Origin of the sequence: Solibacillus daqui (assembly GCF_028747805.1) — a bacterium.
GTDB lineage: Bacteria > Bacillota > Bacilli > Bacillales_A > Planococcaceae > Solibacillus > Solibacillus daqui.
Window position 1 is genome coordinate 1,011,302 of sequence record NZ_CP114887.1, and the last position, 20,604, is coordinate 1,031,905.

The 20,604-nt window shown below is 38.3% G+C and carries 18 protein-coding genes; all 18 read left to right on the forward strand.

Going from position 1 to position 20,604, the window contains the following annotated elements; all coding sequences use genetic code 11:
• Positions 1 to 17 precede the first annotated feature (17 nt).
• The 18 genes from O7776_RS04735 to O7776_RS04820 all read left to right on the forward strand — a co-directional run bounded on the left by O7776_RS04735 (position 18) and on the right by O7776_RS04820 (position 20,468).
• Positions 18 to 2,099 carry a chemotaxis protein CheA gene (locus O7776_RS04735; protein ID WP_274309472.1) on the forward strand — a complete coding sequence of 694 codons (2,082 nt, stop codon included), beginning with the start codon at positions 18 to 20 and terminating at the stop codon, positions 2,097 to 2,099.
• A gap of 21 nt (positions 2,100 to 2,120) precedes the next feature.
• A complete protein-coding gene (locus tag O7776_RS04740; protein ID WP_274309473.1) occupies positions 2,121 to 2,567 on the forward strand; it encodes a chemotaxis protein CheW in 447 nt (148 codons plus the stop codon).
• Positions 2,568 to 2,628: 61 nt separating this feature from the next.
• A complete protein-coding gene (locus O7776_RS04745; RefSeq protein WP_274309474.1) occupies positions 2,629 to 3,267 on the forward strand; it encodes a chemotaxis protein CheC in 639 nt (212 codons plus the stop codon).
• Positions 3,264 to 3,767, forward strand: a complete 504-nt coding sequence (locus O7776_RS04750) for a chemotaxis protein CheD (RefSeq protein ID WP_274309475.1) — start codon at positions 3,264 to 3,266, stop codon at positions 3,765 to 3,767. Before O7776_RS04745 ends, O7776_RS04750 begins: the two co-directional genes overlap by 4 nt.
• Complete coding sequence (locus tag O7776_RS04755) at positions 3,767 to 4,138, forward strand: multidrug transporter (RefSeq protein WP_274310444.1); 372 nt, start codon at positions 3,767 to 3,769, stop codon at positions 4,136 to 4,138. The genes O7776_RS04750 and O7776_RS04755 overlap by 1 nt, the downstream gene beginning before the upstream one ends.
• Positions 4,139 to 4,435: 297 nt before the next feature.
• Entirely contained in the window at positions 4,436 to 5,224 is a 789-nt protein-coding gene (locus O7776_RS04760) for a FliA/WhiG family RNA polymerase sigma factor (RefSeq protein ID WP_420802149.1), read from the forward strand.
• Positions 5,225 to 5,236: 12 nt separating this feature from the next.
• Entirely contained in the window at positions 5,237 to 5,545 is a 309-nt protein-coding gene (locus O7776_RS04765; RefSeq protein WP_274309477.1) for an RNA polymerase subunit sigma, read from the forward strand.
• An 8-nt stretch (positions 5,546 to 5,553) separates the two neighbouring features.
• On the forward strand, positions 5,554 to 6,171 hold the full coding sequence (locus tag O7776_RS04770) for a DUF6115 domain-containing protein (RefSeq protein ID WP_274309478.1): 618 nt from the start codon (positions 5,554 to 5,556) through the stop codon (positions 6,169 to 6,171).
• A gap of 160 nt (positions 6,172 to 6,331) precedes the next feature.
• Positions 6,332 to 7,054 (forward strand): 30S ribosomal protein S2, encoded by a 723-nt coding sequence (gene rpsB, locus O7776_RS04775; protein ID WP_241368009.1) that lies wholly within the window; start codon positions 6,332 to 6,334, stop codon positions 7,052 to 7,054.
• A 159-nt stretch (positions 7,055 to 7,213) separates the two neighbouring features.
• A complete protein-coding gene (gene tsf, locus O7776_RS04780; protein WP_274309479.1) occupies positions 7,214 to 8,101 on the forward strand; it encodes a translation elongation factor Ts in 888 nt (295 codons plus the stop codon).
• A gap of 225 nt (positions 8,102 to 8,326) precedes the next feature.
• A complete protein-coding gene (gene pyrH, locus O7776_RS04785) occupies positions 8,327 to 9,052 on the forward strand; it encodes a UMP kinase (RefSeq protein ID WP_274309480.1) in 726 nt (241 codons plus the stop codon).
• Positions 9,052 to 9,609, forward strand: a complete 558-nt coding sequence (gene frr, locus O7776_RS04790) for a ribosome recycling factor (protein WP_274309481.1) — start codon at positions 9,052 to 9,054, stop codon at positions 9,607 to 9,609. The genes pyrH and frr overlap by 1 nt, the downstream gene beginning before the upstream one ends.
• A gap of 233 nt (positions 9,610 to 9,842) precedes the next feature.
• Positions 9,843 to 10,637, forward strand: a complete 795-nt coding sequence (locus tag O7776_RS04795; RefSeq protein ID WP_274309482.1) for an undecaprenyl pyrophosphate synthase — start codon at positions 9,843 to 9,845, stop codon at positions 10,635 to 10,637.
• The gene (locus tag O7776_RS04800; RefSeq protein ID WP_274309483.1) at positions 10,634 to 11,428 is read left to right on the forward strand and encodes a phosphatidate cytidylyltransferase; all 795 of its coding nucleotides are present in this window, start codon (positions 10,634 to 10,636) and stop codon (positions 11,426 to 11,428) included. Before O7776_RS04795 ends, O7776_RS04800 begins: the two co-directional genes overlap by 4 nt.
• A gap of 253 nt (positions 11,429 to 11,681) precedes the next feature.
• Complete coding sequence (gene dxr / locus O7776_RS04805; RefSeq protein ID WP_274309484.1) at positions 11,682 to 12,827, forward strand: 1-deoxy-D-xylulose-5-phosphate reductoisomerase; 1,146 nt, start codon at positions 11,682 to 11,684, stop codon at positions 12,825 to 12,827.
• 57 nt (positions 12,828 to 12,884) lie between these two features.
• A complete protein-coding gene (gene rseP, locus O7776_RS04810; protein WP_274309485.1) occupies positions 12,885 to 14,144 on the forward strand; it encodes an RIP metalloprotease RseP in 1,260 nt (419 codons plus the stop codon).
• A gap of 206 nt (positions 14,145 to 14,350) precedes the next feature.
• A complete protein-coding gene (locus O7776_RS04815) occupies positions 14,351 to 16,057 on the forward strand; it encodes a proline--tRNA ligase (protein WP_274309486.1) in 1,707 nt (568 codons plus the stop codon).
• Positions 16,058 to 16,142: 85 nt separating this feature from the next.
• Positions 16,143 to 20,468: a PolC-type DNA polymerase III gene (locus O7776_RS04820; protein ID WP_274309487.1), complete on the forward strand. Its 4,326-nt coding sequence runs from the start codon at positions 16,143 to 16,145 to the stop codon at positions 20,466 to 20,468.
• The last annotated feature ends 136 nt before the right edge of the window (positions 20,469 to 20,604 follow it).

Here is a 20,604-nt window from a genome sequence, read left to right on the forward strand (position 1 = left end):
AAAGGGGTGCCTTTTATATGGAAGTAAATCAATATTTAGAAATGTTTATTGAAGAAAGTAAAGAGCATTTACAAGCTTGTAGCGAACACTTATTAGAATTAGAAAAAAACCCGGAAGATTTAGCGATTGTTGGGGAAATTTTTCGTTCGGCTCATACTTTAAAAGGTATGTCTGCTACGATGGGCTTTGAAGATCTCGCTGATTTAACACATAAAATGGAAAACGTGTTAGATGCAATCCGTAACGAAAAAATTAAAGTAACGCCTGAAATTTTAGATGTTGTTTTTGAATCAGTAGATCATTTAGAAGAAATGGTTTATGACATTGCTGATGGAGGCAATGGAAAACGTAATGTTCAAGAAACAGTTGAAAAATTAAAGAGTATCGAATCTGGTGAACCGGTTGCAGCAGCAAAAGCGCCTACTGCTCCTGTTGCTGAAACACCGATAACATCAAATGCAAACTTAAAATTAAAGTATGATGACTTTGAAAAAACAGTCATTTTACAATCTTCTGAGCAGGATTTTAACGCATATGAAATTACAATTACTTTACGTGAAGATTGCTTATTAAAAGCGGCTCGTGTTTTTATGTTATTTGAAATCTTAGAGAAAAACGGTGATGTTATTAAATCATTACCAACTGTAGATAAGTTAGAAGAAGAGCAATTTGATAGTGAGTTTCATGTAGCGTACATTTCAAATGAGCCAGCTGAAGACTTACAAAAAATGCTGATGAAAGTCTCAGAGGTTGATCATGTAGAGGTCAATGAAATTAATCAAGATGTATTTAAAACGTCAGCTACATCTGTAACCGAGGAAATTGCAGCGGCAGTCCAAGAAGTTGCTGCCACTACGGAAGTTGCACCAACAGCACCGACTACAGCGCCAGCAGAGCCAAAAGCAGCAACAAGCACAAATGGCAATAAATCTTCTGGCGGTCATACAACAAGTAAAACAATTCGTGTAAATATCGAGCGCCTTGATATTTTAATGAACTTATTCGAAGAACTTGCAATTGACCGTGGGCGTTTATTATCAATTGCTGCTGATGTAAATCATAGTGAGTTAAACGAAACCGTTGAGCGTATGAGTCGTACAATGGGTGATTTACAAAATATTGTATTAACGATGCGAATGGTTCAAGTAGAGACGGTATTTAACCGATTCCCAAAAATGGTACGTCAGTTATCTCGTGATTTAAACAAAAAAATTACGCTTAATATTGTCGGTGCTGAAACTGAGCTTGACCGAACTGTAATCGACGAAATCGGTGATCCACTAGTTCACTTAATTCGTAACTCAGTTGACCATGGTATTGAATCGCCAGAAGTTCGCCGTGCAAAAGGTAAGCCAGAAGAAGGTACAGTAGAGCTTCGAGCATATCATAGCGGTAACTATGTTTTCATCGAAATTGAAGATGACGGAGCAGGTATTAACCGTGATCGAGTTTTACAAAAAGCAATTTCAAAAGGTGTTGTCACGCATGAACAATCGTTATCGATGACAGATAAGCAAATTAACGAACTGATTTTAGCATCAGGCTTCTCAACTGCAGATGTCATTTCTGACGTATCGGGCCGTGGCGTAGGTTTAGATGTTGTAAAATCAACGATTGAATCTTTAGGCGGGAACATCTCGATTGATTCAACACAAGATGTAGGTTCAGTATTCTCAATTCAATTACCATTAACATTATCGATTATTTCTGTAATGTTAGTTGAAATTGAACGTGAAATTTATGCGATTCCATTATCATCAATTATCGAAACATCAATTATCCGTAACTCAGATATTTTAAATGCCCACAATCAAAAAGTAATTGATTTCCGTGGCAAAGTTGTACCATTAGTATTCCTTGAAGAAATCTTTGAAGTACCACGTCAAGAGCAAAAAGACGATGGATTCCATTCAGTAGTTATTGTTCGTAAAGGCGATAAGTTAGCTGGGTTAGTCGTTGATTCATTCATCGGTCAGCAAGAAATTGTTTTAAAATCATTGGGTAACTACCTAACTAATATTTTTGCAATTTCAGGTGCAACAATTTTAGGTAACGGTAAAGTAGCGTTAATTGTAGACTGTAACGCACTTATGAAGTAAATAGGATAAGAGGTGTGAATAATGACAAATGCAATCGAGCAAAAAAATTTGAAAGTCATTGTGTTTCAATTAGCTGATAAAGAATATGCAATTCCTGTTTCCCATGTAAAAGGGATTGAAAAATTAATGCATATTACACGAGTACCAAAAACGATGCGCTACGTAAAAGGTGTAATTAATTTGCGCGGGGTTGTAACGCCTGTAATCGATTTACGTGAACGTTTTGACTTACCGATTTCAGGCAACGAAGAAACGACACGTATCATTATCATCACGCTAGAAACAATGGATGTTGGCTTTGTTGTTGACTCAGCAAATGACGTTTTAGATATCGATGCAGAATCGATTGAACAACAACCTGAAGTAGTAGGTTCTTTAGAAGAAGAATTTATCGCAGGTGTAGCAAAATTAGAGAATCGCTTATTAATTTTACTTCACTTAGATAAAGTGTTAAATCCACTAGATTAACGATTAATTTTCTAGGCAAGCTTTTGGCTTGCCTAGAATCTATTAAAGTAGGGATTAAAAAATGAACTTCAATGAAAAAATTACTTTGCTCCATTTAGATGTATTAAAAGAAATTGGGAATATCGGTGCTGCCCATGCAGCAACGGCATTATCAGATTTATTGCAAAAGAAAATTGATATGCGCGTCCCCGATGTCAAAATGGTTTCTTTTAATGAAATGATGGAGCTTGCAGGTGGATCAGAGAATGTTGTGGTAGGTATTTTTCTCCGTATTGAAGGTGACGCAGAAGGAAGTATGTTTTTCGTGTTACCTGTGGAGCAAGCAAATCGCTTTATCCGTCGCTTGATTCGTGATGAATCATTTGATTTTAATAAGCCACCATGCTCTGAATTAGGTTTATCAGCGATGCAAGAAATGGGGAATATTTTATCGGGTTCTTATTTATCCGCATTATCTGATTTCACAGGGTTAAAGATATATCCAACTGTACCTGGCTTAAGTATCGATATGTTCGGTGCAATTATAAGTATTGGGTTAATTGAATTATCACAAGTAAGTGATACTGTAATCGTTATTAATACATCCATTTATGAAGAAGTTATTTCTGATGATGAAGCCGTAAAAGGTCACTTTTTCTTATTGCCGGATCCTGATTCCTTTGAATCCATCTTTAAAGCTTTAGGGGTGCCGACTACATGATTTTAACAAACACGAACGATGTAGTAAAAGTGGGCATTGCACAAATGGATGTAGTAAAAGTCCCTAGAACGATTCGTACGTCGGGTTTAGGGTCGTGTGTTGGTGTCGTCATTTATGATGAATCAAAGAAAATAGCTGGCATGGTCCACGTCATGTTACCTGATTCAAGTTTAAGTCGTACTGAAACAATTAATGTCGCAAAATTTGCAGATACAGGAGTCAATGCCTTAGTAGATATGCTAAAACGTGAAGGGGTTCAGAGCTTTAAACTCAAGGCGAAAATTGCTGGTGGCGCCCAAATGTTTCAATTTACTTCGGACAAAGATTCGATGCGCATTGGCCCTCGGAATGTAGAGGCTGTAAAGGCACAATTGAAAAAGTTAAATATTCCAATCGTTGCGGAAGATACGGGCGGTAATAGTGGCCGTACAATTGAATTTAACCCTGACACCAATAAATTAAATGTACGGACAGTTAATCAAGGAGTGAGTGACATTTGATGTTTGGATCGCTTTTTTATAATTTCTGGGGTGCTTTATTTTCATTCGCTGTTTATTTCATTTGGGCAATTCGTGATCCGTATGCTATGCCATGGCCGACAATCGGTATTGCAGCTGTTGCGGCAATTATTGGCTTCATTACCATGTTTGCTGTCCGTTACTTTGTGGGGTATATCTTTTATACACCGCAAGACGTTGTACATAATGAAACTGAAATAATTAATGATGGTGCTTTTGTTGAAGAAGACGGAAATCAGCAATTTATTCCTCAAAACAATCGTACAACAGCAGAGTTTGAAGAAGAAAACACAGAAGAAATTGCTCAAGTTGTACGTTCAATGTTGCATGGTGAGGAAGTCGTTTCACGTTAAGTGAATGGTTTGGCAGTATGACAAATACTCTTCGGAATACAAGGGAATTTGTATAAAGAAGGCTGTGCAAAAAGTATAAACTTTTTATACATTGTCTCCTCATGTGTTAATAAACCGCTTTAGGTGGTGCTTCTGCGGTGGCCGGAATAAATTCTCTCCATCCTCGGCGAAAAGAGCTTGACTGGAAAATACTTTCCAGACAAGCTCTTTTCTATGAAATTATTGTGTCTCATTCTTCGATCACATGTTTATTTGTATGCTTTTTGATATAATAGTTAATAATTATGCTTACATTTCATGAGAGAGGTGATACGAGTGACTGAACAAGGACATTCAGAAGAGCAATCACTATGGCTTCGCTGGATAAAAGACAAAGATCCAGAAGCAGGCGACTTACTAATAAAAAAATATAAGCCACTCGTTTCGTATCATGTACAACGGATTGCTGTTGGATTACCAAAAAACGTTTCGAGAGATGATTTAACAAGTCTTGGAATGATGGGATTATTTGATGCGCTAAATAAGTTTGATATAAATCGTGATTTGAAATTTGATACATACGCATCGTTTCGGGTACGCGGTGCAATTATTGATGGACTTCGTAAAGAAGATTGGTTACCACGTTCTGCGCGTGAAAAGGCGAAAAAGCTAGATGCACAAATTGAGCAGCTTGAGCAAAAACTAATGCGCCATGCTACACCAGAAGAGCTTGCAGAGCATATGAATTTACCGGTTGAGGAGATTTATCAAACGGTTCATGAGCACTTTTTCTCAAATGTTCTATCGATAAATGAACAGCTAGATCAAGAGGAAGCTGAAGGGAAATCTTTCGTCATTCGAGATGATCATACAAAAACACCAGAACAGCAAATGGTACATACAGAGCTATTAGGTGATCTAGCAGAAAAGATTCAAAAACTTAATGAAAAAGAGCAGCTGGTTATTAGCTTGTTTTACACGGAAGAAATGACGTTAACTGAAATAGGCGAAATGTTAGAACTTTCGACATCGCGTATATCTCAAATTCATTCCAAAGCATTGTTTAAGTTACGTAAATTATTGTCTTCTGAAATGATTAATACGTAGGAGGGATTTCCGATGAGCTTAAAAGGCATTGAGTTACAGATTGCAATCCCAAAAACATTTGACGCAGGGAAAGTGGCAGATCAGCAACAACAAAATAGTATTCTCCAACAAATGCATGCAAATGAAGCATTAAAAAAAGAAATAGAACGCAAGCAATTTACAGTAAATGAAACAGAAAAAATGGATGTCGTTGATGGCGAAGAAGAAAGAGAAAATGAACAAGGGCAATCGCCTGACCAACAAGTAAAGAAGAAAAAGCAACAGCTACAACAAAAAGTACAGCATCCTTTTAAAGGGAACTTTGTTGATTTTAGCGGCTAGGAGAAAGTATGATAACAGCATTAATAACTGCCCTATTTGTCATTCAATTAATTACAATATTTGTGGTAGTACTGCTATATAGTAAATTATCGAAATTTAAAGAATTAGAAATTCGACAAAATCAATTAGTAGAAGAGATGGATAATGCGATAGGTGTATATTTAATGGAAATGAAAGAGGAAAATGATCGCCTCATTCAAGAATTAAAAACAGCAAAAATTAGTATACCTAAAACAGCACCGGTTACAACTCAAATTGAAACTTCTTCAGCAAGTGCTGTAAATGCAAAAAAAATATTTGCTGAGTTAGTTGAACATGAAGTACAAGCTGAACCCATAAATACTACTGTCCATAAAGAGCCTCAAGAATTTGAACCTCGAAAATTTATGTCCGTACAAAATGCAGCAAGTGCTTATAGCAAGCAAAAAGTACAAACAGATGATAATCGAGAACTTGAACAAGTACAAACAGAGGTTTTTACAAAAGAACCACCAGTAATGCAAGAACTATCATTTGAACAGCAAGTAATTGTGCATTATAAAGAGGGCAAATCAATAGAGGAAATCGCGAAAATGTTGCAACGTGGTAAAACCGAAATTGAGCTTTTAGTAAAGTTTCACGCGTAAAGTAGTTGCACTTGAAAGCTAGGTATGATATAGTTACAAACGGTGTTAAACCAATTCACACGTATTCTGATGTAGTAAGTGGTGCTCGTGACTCACGGGTAGCTTGTTGCAGATGAAGAATACGGAGGAAAAAAACCAAACATACTAGGAGGAAACACTCATGTCAGTAATTTCTATGAAACAATTACTTGAAGCTGGTGTACATTTCGGTCACCAAACTCGCCGTTGGAACCCAAAAATGAAGAAATATATCTTCGTTGAACGTAACGGTATCTACATTATCGATTTACAAAAAACGGTTAAAAAATTAGAAGAAGCTTACGATTTCATGCGTCAAGTTGGTCAAGACGGTGGTAAAGTTTTATTCGTTGGTACGAAAAAACAAGCACAAGAAGCGATCAAAGAAGAAGCAGAACGTTCTGGTAACTACTACATTAACCAACGTTGGTTAGGTGGTACTTTAACTAACTTCGGTACTATTCAAAAACGTGTTCAACGTATGAAAGATATCGAAAAAATGGAAGAAGATGGCACTTTCGCTGTACTTCCTAAAAAAGAAGTTATCCAACTTAAAAAAGAACACGAGCGCTTAGTTAAATTCTTAGGCGGTATCCGTGATATGAAAGCTATTCCGGACGTAATGTTCGTTGTAGACCCTCGTAAAGAGCGTATCGCAGTTGCAGAAGCAATCAAATTAAACATCCCTCTAGTTGGTATCGTAGACACTAACTGTGATCCAGATGAAATCGATTACGTAATCCCTGCAAACGACGATGCTATCCGCGCTGTTAAATTATTAACTGCAAAAATGGCTGACGCTTTATTAGAAGCTAAACAAGGTGAAGAAGAAGCTCCAGTAGCTGAAGAAGCTGCAGCTGAGTAATTCACTGTTAGAAAAGGTGATAAGTGGATCAAACCCTTATCACCTTTTTTTGAGAAAACTTTTGTGAATATGCATGAATCATTGAAAATTCATAGTTTTTCGCTTAAAGTATGAATAGTTAATTAAAATTTTTAAATAGATCTTAGGAGGAAACTCAACATGGCAAACATTACTGCACAAATGGTAAAAGAATTACGTGAAAAAACAGGCGCAGGTATGATGGACTGTAAAAAAGCTTTAGTACAAACTGACGGCGACTTCGAAGCTGCAGTTGACTTCTTACGTGAAAAAGGTTTAGCTGCTGCAGGCAAAAAAGCTGACCGTATCGCTGCTGAAGGTACAACTTACATTTTAGAACAAGGTAACGAAGCAATCTTAGTTGAAATCAACGCCGAAACAGACTTCGTATCTAAAAACGACAAATTCATCGCTTTAGTAGAAGAATTATCTGCACACCTTTTAGCTACTAAACCAGCTAACGTAGAAGCTGCTTTAGAAACTGAAATTAACGGTGCTAAAGTTTCTGATTACATCTCATCTGCTATCGCAACAATCGGAGAAAAAATCTCTTTACGTCGTTTCGAAGTAAAAACAAAAACAGATGCAGACGCATTCGGTGCATACTTACACATGGGCGGCCGTATTGGTGTATTAGTAGTTCTTGAAGGTTCTACTGACGCTGCAGCTGCAAAAGATATTGCTATGCACATCGCTGCAATCAACCCAACTTACGTTTCTCGTGACGAAGTTTCTGCTGAAGAAGTAGAACGTGAGCGCAAAGTATTAACTGAGCAAGCGTTAAACGAAGGTAAACCAGAAAACATCGTAGCGAAAATGGTTGAAGGTCGTCTTGGTAAATACTTCGAAGACGTTTGTTTATTAGACCAAACTTTCGTTAAAAACTCGGACCAAAAAGTACGTACTTTCGTAGAGTCTACTGGTGGTACAGTAACTGGTTTCACTCGCTATGCTGTAGGTGAAGGTATTGAGAAAAAAGAAGATAACTTCGCTGAAGAAGTAATGAGCCAAGTTAAAGGTAACAACTAATTTTAATACAACTTAAATGACTTTTAATTTAAGTGAACAAGTAGGGAGCACCATTTGCGTGTTCCCTATTTTTAAAGAAAATTGTTTTTAATATACTGTTGTTTGAAATGAAAGTGTTCACCGTAATGAAAAACAACATTTATTATGTCAGTTAGTGAAATACTTTACATAAGAATATAGATGTTTAGTGTTTCCGTTTAAATAAATGAGTAACGGAGGTTTACTATGAGTGTGTCAAAATACAACCGAGTAGTAATTAAACTTAGCGGGGAAGCATTAGCTGGAGAATTAGGCTTCGGTTTCTCGCCAGAAGTGATTAAATCAATCGCAGCAGAAATTAAAGAAGTTATTGATTTAGGCGTTGAAGTAGCATTAGTTGTTGGTGGTGGAAACATTTGGCGTGGTAAAATCGGCGCTGAAATGGGTATGGAACGTGCCAATGCAGATTATATGGGAATGTTAGGAACAGTAATGAATGCATTAGCATTACAGGATTCATTAGAAAATCTTGGTGTTCCGACGCGTGTTCAATCATCAATCGTGATGACACAAGTAGCTGAGCCATATATTCGTCGTAAGGCAGTACGCCATTTAGAAAAATCACGTGTTGTTATTTTCGCAGCAGGTACTGGTAACCCATACTTCTCTACTGATACAACTGCCGCTTTACGTGCAGCAGAAATCAATGCAGATGCAATTTTAATGGCGAAAAACAATGTGGATGGTGTATATTCTGCCGACCCAAAATTAGACCCAACAGCAGTGAAGTATGACACACTTACGTATTTAGACGTTATTCAACAAGGATTACAAGTAATGGATTCAACAGCTTCAACATTATGTATGGATAATGATATTAAGCTTGTCGTTTTCAACTTATCAGAGTCAGGTAACATTAAACGTGCCGTAATGGGCGAAAAAATTGGAACAGTTGTAAGGAGAGATGCATAATGACTAAGCAAGTATTAGATCAAGCACAAGAAAAAATGACAAAATCGATTGCTGCTTTCTCACGTGAGTTAGCGTCAATTCGTGCGGGTGTAGCGAACGCTTCATTATTAGACCGCATTACTGTAGACTATTACGGTGCGCCAACACCAGTTAACCAAATGGCGGGTGTATCAGTACCAGAAGCACGTCTATTAGTAATTCAACCGTATGATAAATCAATTTTAGGTGAAATTGAAAAAGCAATCATGCGTTCTGATATTGGTATTACACCAACAAACGACGGTAACGTAATTCGTTTAGCAATCCCAGCTTTAACAGAAGAGCGTCGTAAAGATCTTGTGAAACAAGTGAAAAAAGAATCAGAAGATGCAAAAGTTGCTGTACGTAATGTACGTCGCGATGCAAACGATGACCTTAAAAAGTTAGAGAAAAACGGTGAAATTACCGAAGACGAATTACGTGGTTTCGGTGAAGATATTCAAAAATTAACAGATAACTCAATCGTAAAAATCGAAGAATTAGTGAAAGAAAAAGAAAAAGAAATTTTAACGGTTTAATTTCATTCGCGCTATTGAAAAGTAGCGCGAAAATTTTTTAAGAAACGATGAACTTTAAATGGATTGAAAACGTCCTGCTAGTTAGGACGTTTTTTTACTGATTATTAACAATAAATTCATGAAACGAAGAGCTGTGAAATAGGTATGTTCATGAAAAGATCGAGGACAGACTTCTTCTTTTTTGATATGATGGGGAGTAAGTTGTTTGATTTTTGCAGTTGGGGGAATTAACTATGTTTAAAAAACTTTTCAAAAGAAATTCAAATATGGGGCAGTCATTCAGTCATGAGGGCGAGGACTTAGTAATGGGTGAAGCAATCCCTACTCATATTGCAATAATCATGGACGGAAATGGCCGCTGGGCGAAAAAACGTGCACTTCCTCGTGTTGCTGGACACCATGAAGGGATGCAGACCGTGCGAAAAATTACGCGTTGTGCTTGTGATTTAGGGATAAAGGTGTTAACGCTCTATGCATTTTCTACAGAAAATTGGAAGCGCCCTAAATCAGAAGTAGAATTTTTAATGCGCCTACCTGAACAGTTTTTAAATTCGTTTTTACCAGAGCTAATGGAGCGTAATATTCGAGTTGAGATGATTGGTGTAATGGAAACGTTACCAGATTATACACAACGTGCGTTAAAAAATGCTATGGAGGTAACGAAGAACAATACAGGGCTTGTATTGAACTTTGCCATGAACTACGGTGGACGAGCGGAAATTGTAATGACGATGCAGCAACTGATGAAAGATGTTGAAGCGGGTACACTAACAATTGACGAAATATCAGAACAACATATTTCACAATATGTGATGACTGCCCATTTACCAGAACCAGACTTATTAATTCGAACAAGTGGTGAAGTGAGAATTAGTAACTTCATGCTATGGCAGCTTGCTTATACAGAGTTTTGGTTTACAGATACACATTGGCCTGATTTTGATGAGGCAAGTTTGAAGGAAGCTATTTTAGTGTATCAAAACCGTAATCGTCGTTATGGAGGGCTGAAAGGAGAAGGAACAAATTGAAACAGCGCATCATTACAGGCGTAGTAGCAGCGGCATTATTCATTCCATTTGTCGTATATGGAGGGGCACCGTTTGCTATTTTAATTAGCATTTTAGCAGTTATTGGATTTAATGAGTTGTTAAAGATGCGAGGAATTTCAATTTTTTCTGTGCCGGGCATAATAGGAGTAGTCGCATTAGTAATGCTTGTAATTCCGAATGACTGGTCAAGTGAAGTTGTAAGTTTCTTTAACTATGAATCAAACCTGATGATTATTTATGCGATTTCGACGCTTTTATTAATTTATATTGTACTTGTAAAAAATAAAATGACTTTCGATGAAGTGGGCTTTATTTTACTAGGAGCATTTTATGTAGGTTTAGGTTTCCATTACTTTATTGAAACACGCTTTGTTGGCTTAGAATTTGTTATTTTCATTTTATTAGTTGTATGGACGACTGATTCAGGTGCTTACTTTGTAGGTCGTAAGTTTGGGAAAAATAAACTTTGGCCAGAAATCTCACCTAAGAAAACAATTGAAGGTTTTGTTGGAGGTATTGTTATTGCAGTAATTTTTGCTGTGATTATGCAGTTAATTTATCCTTTTGCCTCAAGTTGGATACAATTAATTGTAGTAACAATGGTTGCATCGATTATCGGTCAAATGGGTGACTTAGTAGAATCAGCAATTAAACGTCATTACGGCGTAAAAGATTCGGGCAATATTTTACCAGGACATGGTGGGATTTTAGACCGTTTTGATAGTTTATTATTTGCAGTGCCATTACTTCATTTTGTACATTTCTTTTAACTTGCTTCAACAAAAACCCACACTTCTACTAGTGGCGGATGTTACAGATTTTTAAGAAGAGTATTAAAGATGAGGTCAGCCTAAAAGCATCACATCCAGTGACAACGGCTGACTAACCCACGTCCTGTGGCCCTAAACTCGAAAAAAATCTAGACGCCATTACGCCGAGGTTAAATTGATTATTTTATTGGGTGAATAATTTAAATGCGAGTTAGGAATTGCTTAAAAGGATTTTAGAGGGGAAGTATTCGTTGTGAAAAAAATTAGTTTATTAGGTGCAACAGGTTCGATTGGTTGGCAGACGTTTGATATCTTATTAGCGCAGCCTCAAGCATTTAAGCTTGTGGCTTTTTCTGCAGGTCAAAATATTGAAAAGTCTCGAGAAATTATTGAAAAGCTACAGCCGGAGCTTGTATCGATGCAAACGGAGGAAGCGGCTTTAGCTTTACAAAAAGATTATCCGCATATTTCCTTTGCATTTGGTCGGAAAGGCTTAGTGGAGGTGGCAACTCACCCGGATTCAACGGTGCTTGTAAACGCAGTGTTAGGAAGTGTGGGGTTAGAATCTACACTAGCTGCGATTCGCATGGGTAAAACCATTGCCATTGCCAACAAAGAAACGCTTGTTACTGCAGGGCATTTAGTAATGGCTGAAGCCAAAAAATACAACGCTCCAATCATACCAGTGGATAGTGAGCACTCGGCATTGTTTCAATCAATGAACGGTGAAAATAAAAAACGCATTGAACGACTAATTTTAACAGCATCTGGTGGTTCATTCCGTGATAAAACACGTGCAGAGCTAGAAGGTGTAACAGTAAAAGACGCTTTAAATCACCCAAACTGGTCGATGGGTGCTAAAATCACGATCGATTCAGCGACTATGATGAATAAAGGGCTTGAAGTGATTGAAGCACATGTATTATTCGACATGCCTTACGACAATATTGATGTCTTATTGCATCGTGAAAGTATAATTCACTCAATGGTCGAATATGAAGATACAAGTGTTATTGCACAGCTTGGTACGCCAGATATGCGTGTGCCGATTCAATATGCGCTTAGCTATCCAGATCGTTTACCACTAAAAAATGGTCAACGTTTAAATTTAGCGCAAATTGGTCAGCTTCATTTTAAAGAGGTAGATTTTGACCGTTTCCGTGCGTTAAAACTTGCCTACGATGCCGGACGAATGGGTGGTACGATTTTAACGGCAATGAATGCAGCAAACGAAGCAGCTGTCGCACTATTTTTACAAGAAAAAATTACATTTTTACAAATTGAAGAATGTATTGAGCGTGTGATGAATAGTCATAACAATATCATCATGCCAGATTTGCAAACGATTTTACATGTAGATAGCGAAACGAGAAAAACCGTTGCAAGCATGGTAAAATAGTGAAGATGAAAGTAAGCTATGTGAAAAGGACATAGCGCCATTTGAAGGTGGGGTATTATGGAAACAGTTATTGCCTTTATTTTAATCTTTGGCTCACTTGTATTTTTCCATGAGCTAGGTCACTTTATTTTTGCAAAGCGTGCAGGCATTATGGTGCGTGAATTTGCAATCGGGATGGGACCGAAAATTTTTTATATGACGAAAGGTGAAACAATCTATACGTTACGTCTTTTACCAATTGGTGGTTACGTGCGCATGGCGGGCGAAGACACAGATACAGTGGAACTGCAGCCAGGCTATCGTGTTGCTTTAGTAACAAACGAAGATAATATTGTTGAAAAAATTGTATTAAATCAAAAAACACAGTATCAAAATGTCGTGTTTTTAGAAGTAGAGCGTGCAGATTTAGAGCGTGAACTTTGGATTGAAGGTTATGATGAGGAAGACAAGCTGGTTCGTTATGAAGTATCTCGAACGGCAACGATTGTAGAAAACGGTACAGAGCAGATTATTGCACCGTATGATCGTCAGTTTAACTCAAAATCAGTTGGTGCACGTGCCATGGCGATTTTCGCAGGCCCGCTATTTAACTTTATCTTAGCATTCTTTATTTTTTTAGTAATCGGTTTAATTCAAGGCGTTCCATCTGAAGAGCCAATTATTGCAAGCGTTGTGGAAGATACTCCTGCAAGCGTTGCTGGGATACAAGATGGTGATAAAGTCGTAAAAGTTAATGGTTCAGCCATTTCAACATGGGAAGAGCTATCAGAGCAAATTCAAACAAATCCCGGTTCAGCAATCACGTTAGAAGTAGAACGTAAAGATGGTACGACTGCCACAGCAGAGGTAACGCCGAATGCGGTTGAACAATCGGATGGCACGAAATATGGCCAAATTGGCATCATGCGTTCAATGGATAGCAATCCGTTAAAAGCAGTTGCTTACGGCGCAGAAGAAACGTATAACATGACCGTCCTAATTGGAAAAATGCTTGGTAAGCTTGTAACTGGCCAGTTTTCAATTGATGATTTATCAGGTCCAGTTGGGATTTATAAAGCAACGGAAACGGTCGTTACATTTGGGCTATACAATATCCTTTATTGGGCAGCGATGCTAAGTGTCAACTTAGGGATTATGAACCTACTACCTTTGCCAGCACTTGATGGTGGACGATTATTATTCTTCGCATTTGAAGCTGTACGTGGAAAACCGATGGATCGTCAAAAAGAGGGTATGGTGCATTTTGTCGGAATTGTATTATTAATGATCTTAATGGTCGTAGTTACATGGAACGACATCCAACGTTTCTTTTTCTAATAAAATAAGACTCTAAAATGACAGCTTTGAGCGTTTTGTATGAATAATACTAGCGTTCAAAGCTAAATTTGTTTAGTATAGAAGCAGTAGAAATTTTTCGAGTGAACTTGAAAAAATCTGGATGCAACTTCACCGAGGTGAAATTGATTGATGACAGCATTTGTCCTATAATGATGAAGTGAAAACTAAAAAAGGTGGCACTATTTATGAAACAAAGTAAAACGTTTATCCCTACTTTAAGGGAAAATCCATCTGATGCAGACGTAAAATCGCACCGCACACTGCTTCGTGCTGGTTTTATTCGTCAAAATGCAGCAGGGGTATATTCATACTTACCATTAGCACGCAAAGTATTAGCGAAAATTGAACAAGTTGTTCGTGAAGAAATGGATGCAATTGATTCAGTGGAGCTATTAATGCCAGCATTACAAGCAGCTGAATTATGGCAAGAATCTGGGCGTTGGGAAGCTTACGGTCCAGAATTAATGCGTTTAAAAGACCGTCATGACCGAGATTTCGCGTTAGGCGCAACTCACGAAGAAGTAATTACAACTTTAGTACGTGACGAAATTAAATCATATAAAAAATTACCAATCACACTTTACCAAATTCAAAACAAATTCCGTGATGAAAAACGCCCTCGCTTCGGATTATTACGCGGTCGTGAATTCATCATGAAAGATGCGTATTCATTCCACGCCACTCGTGAATCATTAGATGCAACGTATGACGATATGTACCGTGCATACTCAAACATCTTCTCACGTCTTGGCTTAAACTTCCGCGCGGTAATTGCTGACGCTGGTTCAATCGGTGGTAAAGGGACACATGAATTCATGGTCTTATCTGAAATCGGTGAAGATACAATTGCTTACTCAGATACTTCAGATTACGCGGCAAATATTGAAATGGCTGAAGTCGTTGTAGAATACTCTGCACCAGCAACGCCAATGAAAGACATTGAAAAGGTTGCAACACCAGATCAAAAGACAATCGAAGAAGTATCGGCGTTCTTAAATGTTGAAGCTTCAAATGTGATTAAGTCATTAGTATTCGATATCGACGGCGAGCTAGTAGTTGTATTAGCACGTGGTGACCACGAAATTAACGATATTAAATTAAAAAATGCATTAGGTGCGACTTCGGTAGAATTAGCAGATGAAGCGGCGATCAAAGAATTACTTGGTTGTGCTCCAGGCTCAATTGGTCCAGTGAAATTACCTGTAAATGTAAAAGTAATTGCTGATAACGCCATCAAGTCAGTACGTAATGGTGTTGCTGGCGCAAACGAAGACGGCTACCATCTATTAAACGTAAATCCAGAACGCGATTTTGCAATTGGTTCTTATGAAGATATCCGCTTCATCCAAGTGGGTGACCCATCTCCAGACGGACAAGGTAATATCAAGTTTGCTGAAGGGATTGAAGTAGGTCATATCTTCAAATTAGGTACTACTTATTCAGCGAAAATGAACGGTACATTCTTAGATGAGCAAGGAAAAGCTCAACCATTCATCATGGGCTGCTACGGTATTGGCGTTTCTCGTTTACTTGCAGCAGTTGCTGAACAGTTCCAAGATGACAACGGTTTTGTATGGCCAGCTCAATTAGCACCGTATGATTTACACTTAGTGCCAGTTAATACAAAAGACGAAGCACAAGTACAATTAGCTGACGAATTATACGGCGTTTTAAAATCATACCGTTATGATGTACTTTATGATGACCGTGCTGAGCGCGCAGGTGTTAAATTTGCTGATGCAGACCTTATCGGCTTACCAGTACGTATTACAGTAGGGAAAAAAGCTTCTGAAGGCTTAGTAGAAGTGAAATTCCGCGCAACAGGCGAATCTGCAGAGTGGGCAAAAGAAGAAGTGGTAGATCGTTTAAACGAATACTTCCGCCAAAACTAATTATATCCACTAGATAGAAAGAATGGGAAAGTACAGGATTCATGTACTTTCCTTTCTTTTTCAGTAAATAGAAAGGATGAAACAAATGTCAAATCAGGAAGGAAGACAAAAATTCCTACTCTTATTACAACAGCTTGAGCTGACTGATGATGTCTATATGTCCTTTTTTGAAAAGGGTGCTCTCGAACGTGTCACTGTCCATAAAAAGAAGCGTGTATGGCATTTTAAAATTCAAATCGAAAATATTCTACCGTTCCAAGTCTATCAGTTACTCCGTATGCGCATGGCGGAAAAATTCTCACATATTGCAAACGTTTCTTTAACGATTGAATCGCAAAATCCCGTTGTAAATGAGCAGTATATTTTAGAGTATTGGCAGGCAGCAATTGAACAGCTTGGCGAAATGTCGCCTTTACTGCGTGAAAATTTAATGAAGCAAACACCTAAGTGGACGGGGAATAAACTTGTTGTGACTTCAATGCTAGAAGTGGAGTTTATGACATTAAAGGCGAAATATACGGAGAAGATTGCGGATGCCTATAAGACGTTCGGTTTTCCACATATTACATTAGACTTTAAGCTTATTGAGGAATCTGAGGAATTTGTCGCGCAGCAAGAGGCGTTCTATGAGCAGCGTAGGGAAGAAGAAGAACGCTTATCAAAACAGGCGATGGCGGACTTTGCGGCGCGTGAAAAAGATAAAGCTGAAAACCCAGGAGCAGTTGCACAAAACGATGCGCCATTCCAGCTTGGGTCACTTATTAAAAATGCGGAGATTGCTGAAATCCGTACAATATTAGAAGAAGAACGTTCGATCGTAATTGAAGGTTTTATTTTCTCGGCTGAAGTGAAAGAGCTTCGAAGCGGACGATCGATACTAGAATTTAAAATGTCCGATTATACAGATTCGTTGGCAGTAAAAATGTTCTCAAATAGCGACGAAGATGTAGTGAAAATGAATCAAATCAGTAAAGGGATGTGGGTGCGCGCGCGCGGCTCGATTCAAATGGATACCTTTGCACGCGATTTAGTCATGATGGTGCGTGATATCAATGAAGTAAAGCATGAGCCACGTAAAGACTTAGCACCTGAAGGCGAAAAACGTGTGGAACTGCATTTACATTCACCAATGAGTCAAATGGATGCAATGACACCAGTGGATAAGCTTGTTGCACAAGCTGCTAAATGGGGACACCCTGCGATTGCGATTACTGATCACGCGGTTGTACAAGCATTTCCAGAAGCTTATTCAGCAGGAAAGAAAAATGGAATAAAAGTAATTTACGGGGTAGAGGCGAATTTAGTTGATGACGGTAAGCCAATTGTCTATGACCCGCAAGACCGTATGCTAGAAGATGAAACGTACATCGTATTTGACGTGGAGACAACTGGTTTCTCGAATGTGTATGACACGATTATCGAGCTTGCTGCAGTGAAAATTAAAAACGGTCAAGTGATAGATACGTTTGAACGTTTCTCAAATCCACATCGTAAACTAACAGCCAAGATTATTGAGTTAACGCATATTACCGATGACATGTTAGTGAATGCACCCGAGTTAAATGATGTTATTTCCGAATTCCGTGACTTTATTGGAGATGGGGTATTAGTAGCCCACAATGCAGCGTTCGACTTAGGATTCTTATATGTTGCTTATAAAACGGCCGGAATTGATGTGCGACATCCAGGGATTGATACAGTTGAATTATCACGTTTAGTGAACCCTGGTCAAAAATCGCACAGCTTAAAAACATTAACGAAAAAATATAATATCGAATTAACACAACACCACCGGGCCATTTATGATACCGAGGCGACGGGTGAACTATTTTTACACTTAATGAAGCAATCAGCTGATTTAGGTATTAAAAACTTAAATGAAATGAATGACCACGTTGGTGGCGAAGATGGCTATAAGCAAGCTCGCCCAAGTCACTGTACGATTTTAGCGGTAGATAATGATGGATTGAAAAATTTATTTAAGCTCATTACGATTTCGCATACACAAACGTTCTATCGTGTACCACGAATTCGCCGCTCGGATTTGCAAAAGCTACGTCAAGGTTTAATTGTCGGTTCTGGCTGTTCTAACGGTGAGCTATTTGAAACGATTATGAATAAAACACCAGAGGAAGCTGAGCGCATCGCACGCTACTATGATTATTTAGAAATCATGCCAAAGCCTGTGTACTCACCGCTTGTTGATGGTGGTACGGTGCATGATGAATGGGCGCTAGAAGATATTATTCGCCGACTTGTTAAACTTGGGAAAAAATTGAATTTACCGGTTGTTGCCACGGGAAATGTGCATTATTTGCATGAAACCGATGCGAAATTCCGTCAAATATTAGTTGGTTCGATGGGCGGGGCAAATCCATTAAACCGTCATAAACTACCGCAAGTACACTTCCGTACAACGGATGAAATGCTAAAAGAATTCGACTTTTTAGGACCAGATTTAGCGAAGGAAGTTGTTGTAACAAACACGCAATTAGTAGCCGACATGATTGGTGATGTAAAGCCGATTAAAGATGATTTATATACTCCGAAAATTGAAGGCTCCGATGATGAGGTAACGAACTTAACATATGAGATGGCGCACAGTATTTATGGTGAGACCTTACCCGAAATTGTTCAGGCACGTATTGATAAAGAGCTAAAATCAATTTTAGGTCACGGATTCGGGGTAATTTACTTAATTTCCGCGAAGCTTGTAAAAAAATCATTGGCGGACGGTTACTTAGTAGGTTCGCGTGGTTCGGTTGGTTCTTCACTTGTTGCAACATTCATGGAGATTACTGAGGTAAATCCATTGCCACCACATTATGTCTGTCCAGACTGTAAGCACTCAGAGTTTATTGCGGATGGTTCTGTAGCATCTGGCTATGACTTACCGAATAAAGAATGTCCAGAATGTGGGGCACAGTATAAAAAAGATGGGCAAGATATCCCGTTCGAAACATTCCTTGGATTTAAAGGTGATAAGGTACCTGATATTGATCTCAATTTCTCCGGTGAATACCAGCCACAAGCGCATAATTATACAAAAGTGCTGTTTGGTGAAGATTATGTATTCCGCGCAGGAACGATTGGTACGGTTGCAGAAAAGACAGCCTATGGTTATGTAAAAGGCTATGCAAGTGATAATAATATTACGTATCGAAACGCAGAAGTTGACCGACTTGTGCAAGGGTGTACGGGTGTAAAACGTACGACGGGGCAGCACCCAGGGGGGATTATTGTAGTACCTGACTATATGGATATTTACGATTTCTCTCCAGTGCAATTCCCAGCCGATGCACAGGATGCAGAATGGAAAACGACACACTTTGACTTCCACTCGATTCACGATAATATTTTAAAGCTCGATATTCTCGGGCACGATGATCCGACCGTAATTCGTATGTTGCAAGATTTATCAGGCATTGATCCGAAAACAATTCCAACAGATGACCCAGTCGTAATGAAAATTTTTAGTTCAACGGAATCTTTAGGTGTAACTGAGAAGCAAATCGGAGCAAAAACAGGAACACTCGGCATTCCAGAGTTTGGTACAAAATTCGTTCGTCAAATGTTAGAAGAAACGAAACCAACCACATTTAGTGAACTCGTACAAATTTCAGGACTTTCTCATGGTACGGATGTTTGGCTTGGAAACGCAGCGGACCTCATTAAAGATGGTACATGTGTATTAAAAGAGGTAATTGGCTGTCGTGATGATATTATGGTTTATTTAATTTATCAGGATTTGGAGCCGAGTTTTGCATTTAAAATTATGGAATCTGTACGTAAAGGGAAAGGCTTAACCGATGAGATGGAAGCCGAAATGCGTGCAAAAAAAGTGCCAGAATGGTATATCGATTCCTGTAAAAAAATTAAGTACATGTTCCCGAAAGCCCACGCAGCAGCCTATGTATTAATGGCGGTACGTATTGCCTGGTTTAAAGTGCATCATCCAATCCTTTATTATGCAGCGTACTTTACTGTGCGTGCATCGGACTTTGATTTAATTTCGATGACGCAAGGTTCTGTGATGATTCGTAAAAAAATCGATGAAATTAATATGAAGGGCTTAGATGCAGCTCCTAAAGAGAAAAGTTTATTAACCGTTATGGAAATTGCACTTGAAATGTGTGAACGCGGCATGAGCTTTAAAAAGATTGATCTTTATAAATCACAAGCGAGTGAATTTATTATTGAAGGAAATTCGTTAATTCCACCATTTGACGCGATTCCAGGGCTTGGAACGAACGTAGCGAAACAAATTGTAGAAGCACGAAAAAATGGAGAGTTTTTATCGAAAGAAGATTTGCAACAGCGTGGTCGAGTTTCGAAAACGTTAATTGAGTATATGGATGAGCTAGGTTGCTTAGAAGGTATGCCTGATGCCAACCAATTATCATTGTTCTAAAACTTGTCAATGATGAAATGGGTTCTTTCATAGCCAATATTTGCATTAGCAATATGTTTGTGCTATGCTAATTGTAACAATTTGTTGATAGTTCGCCAGCAAAAGAGTGGGTTTTCCCGCTCTTTTCTGTTGTTTA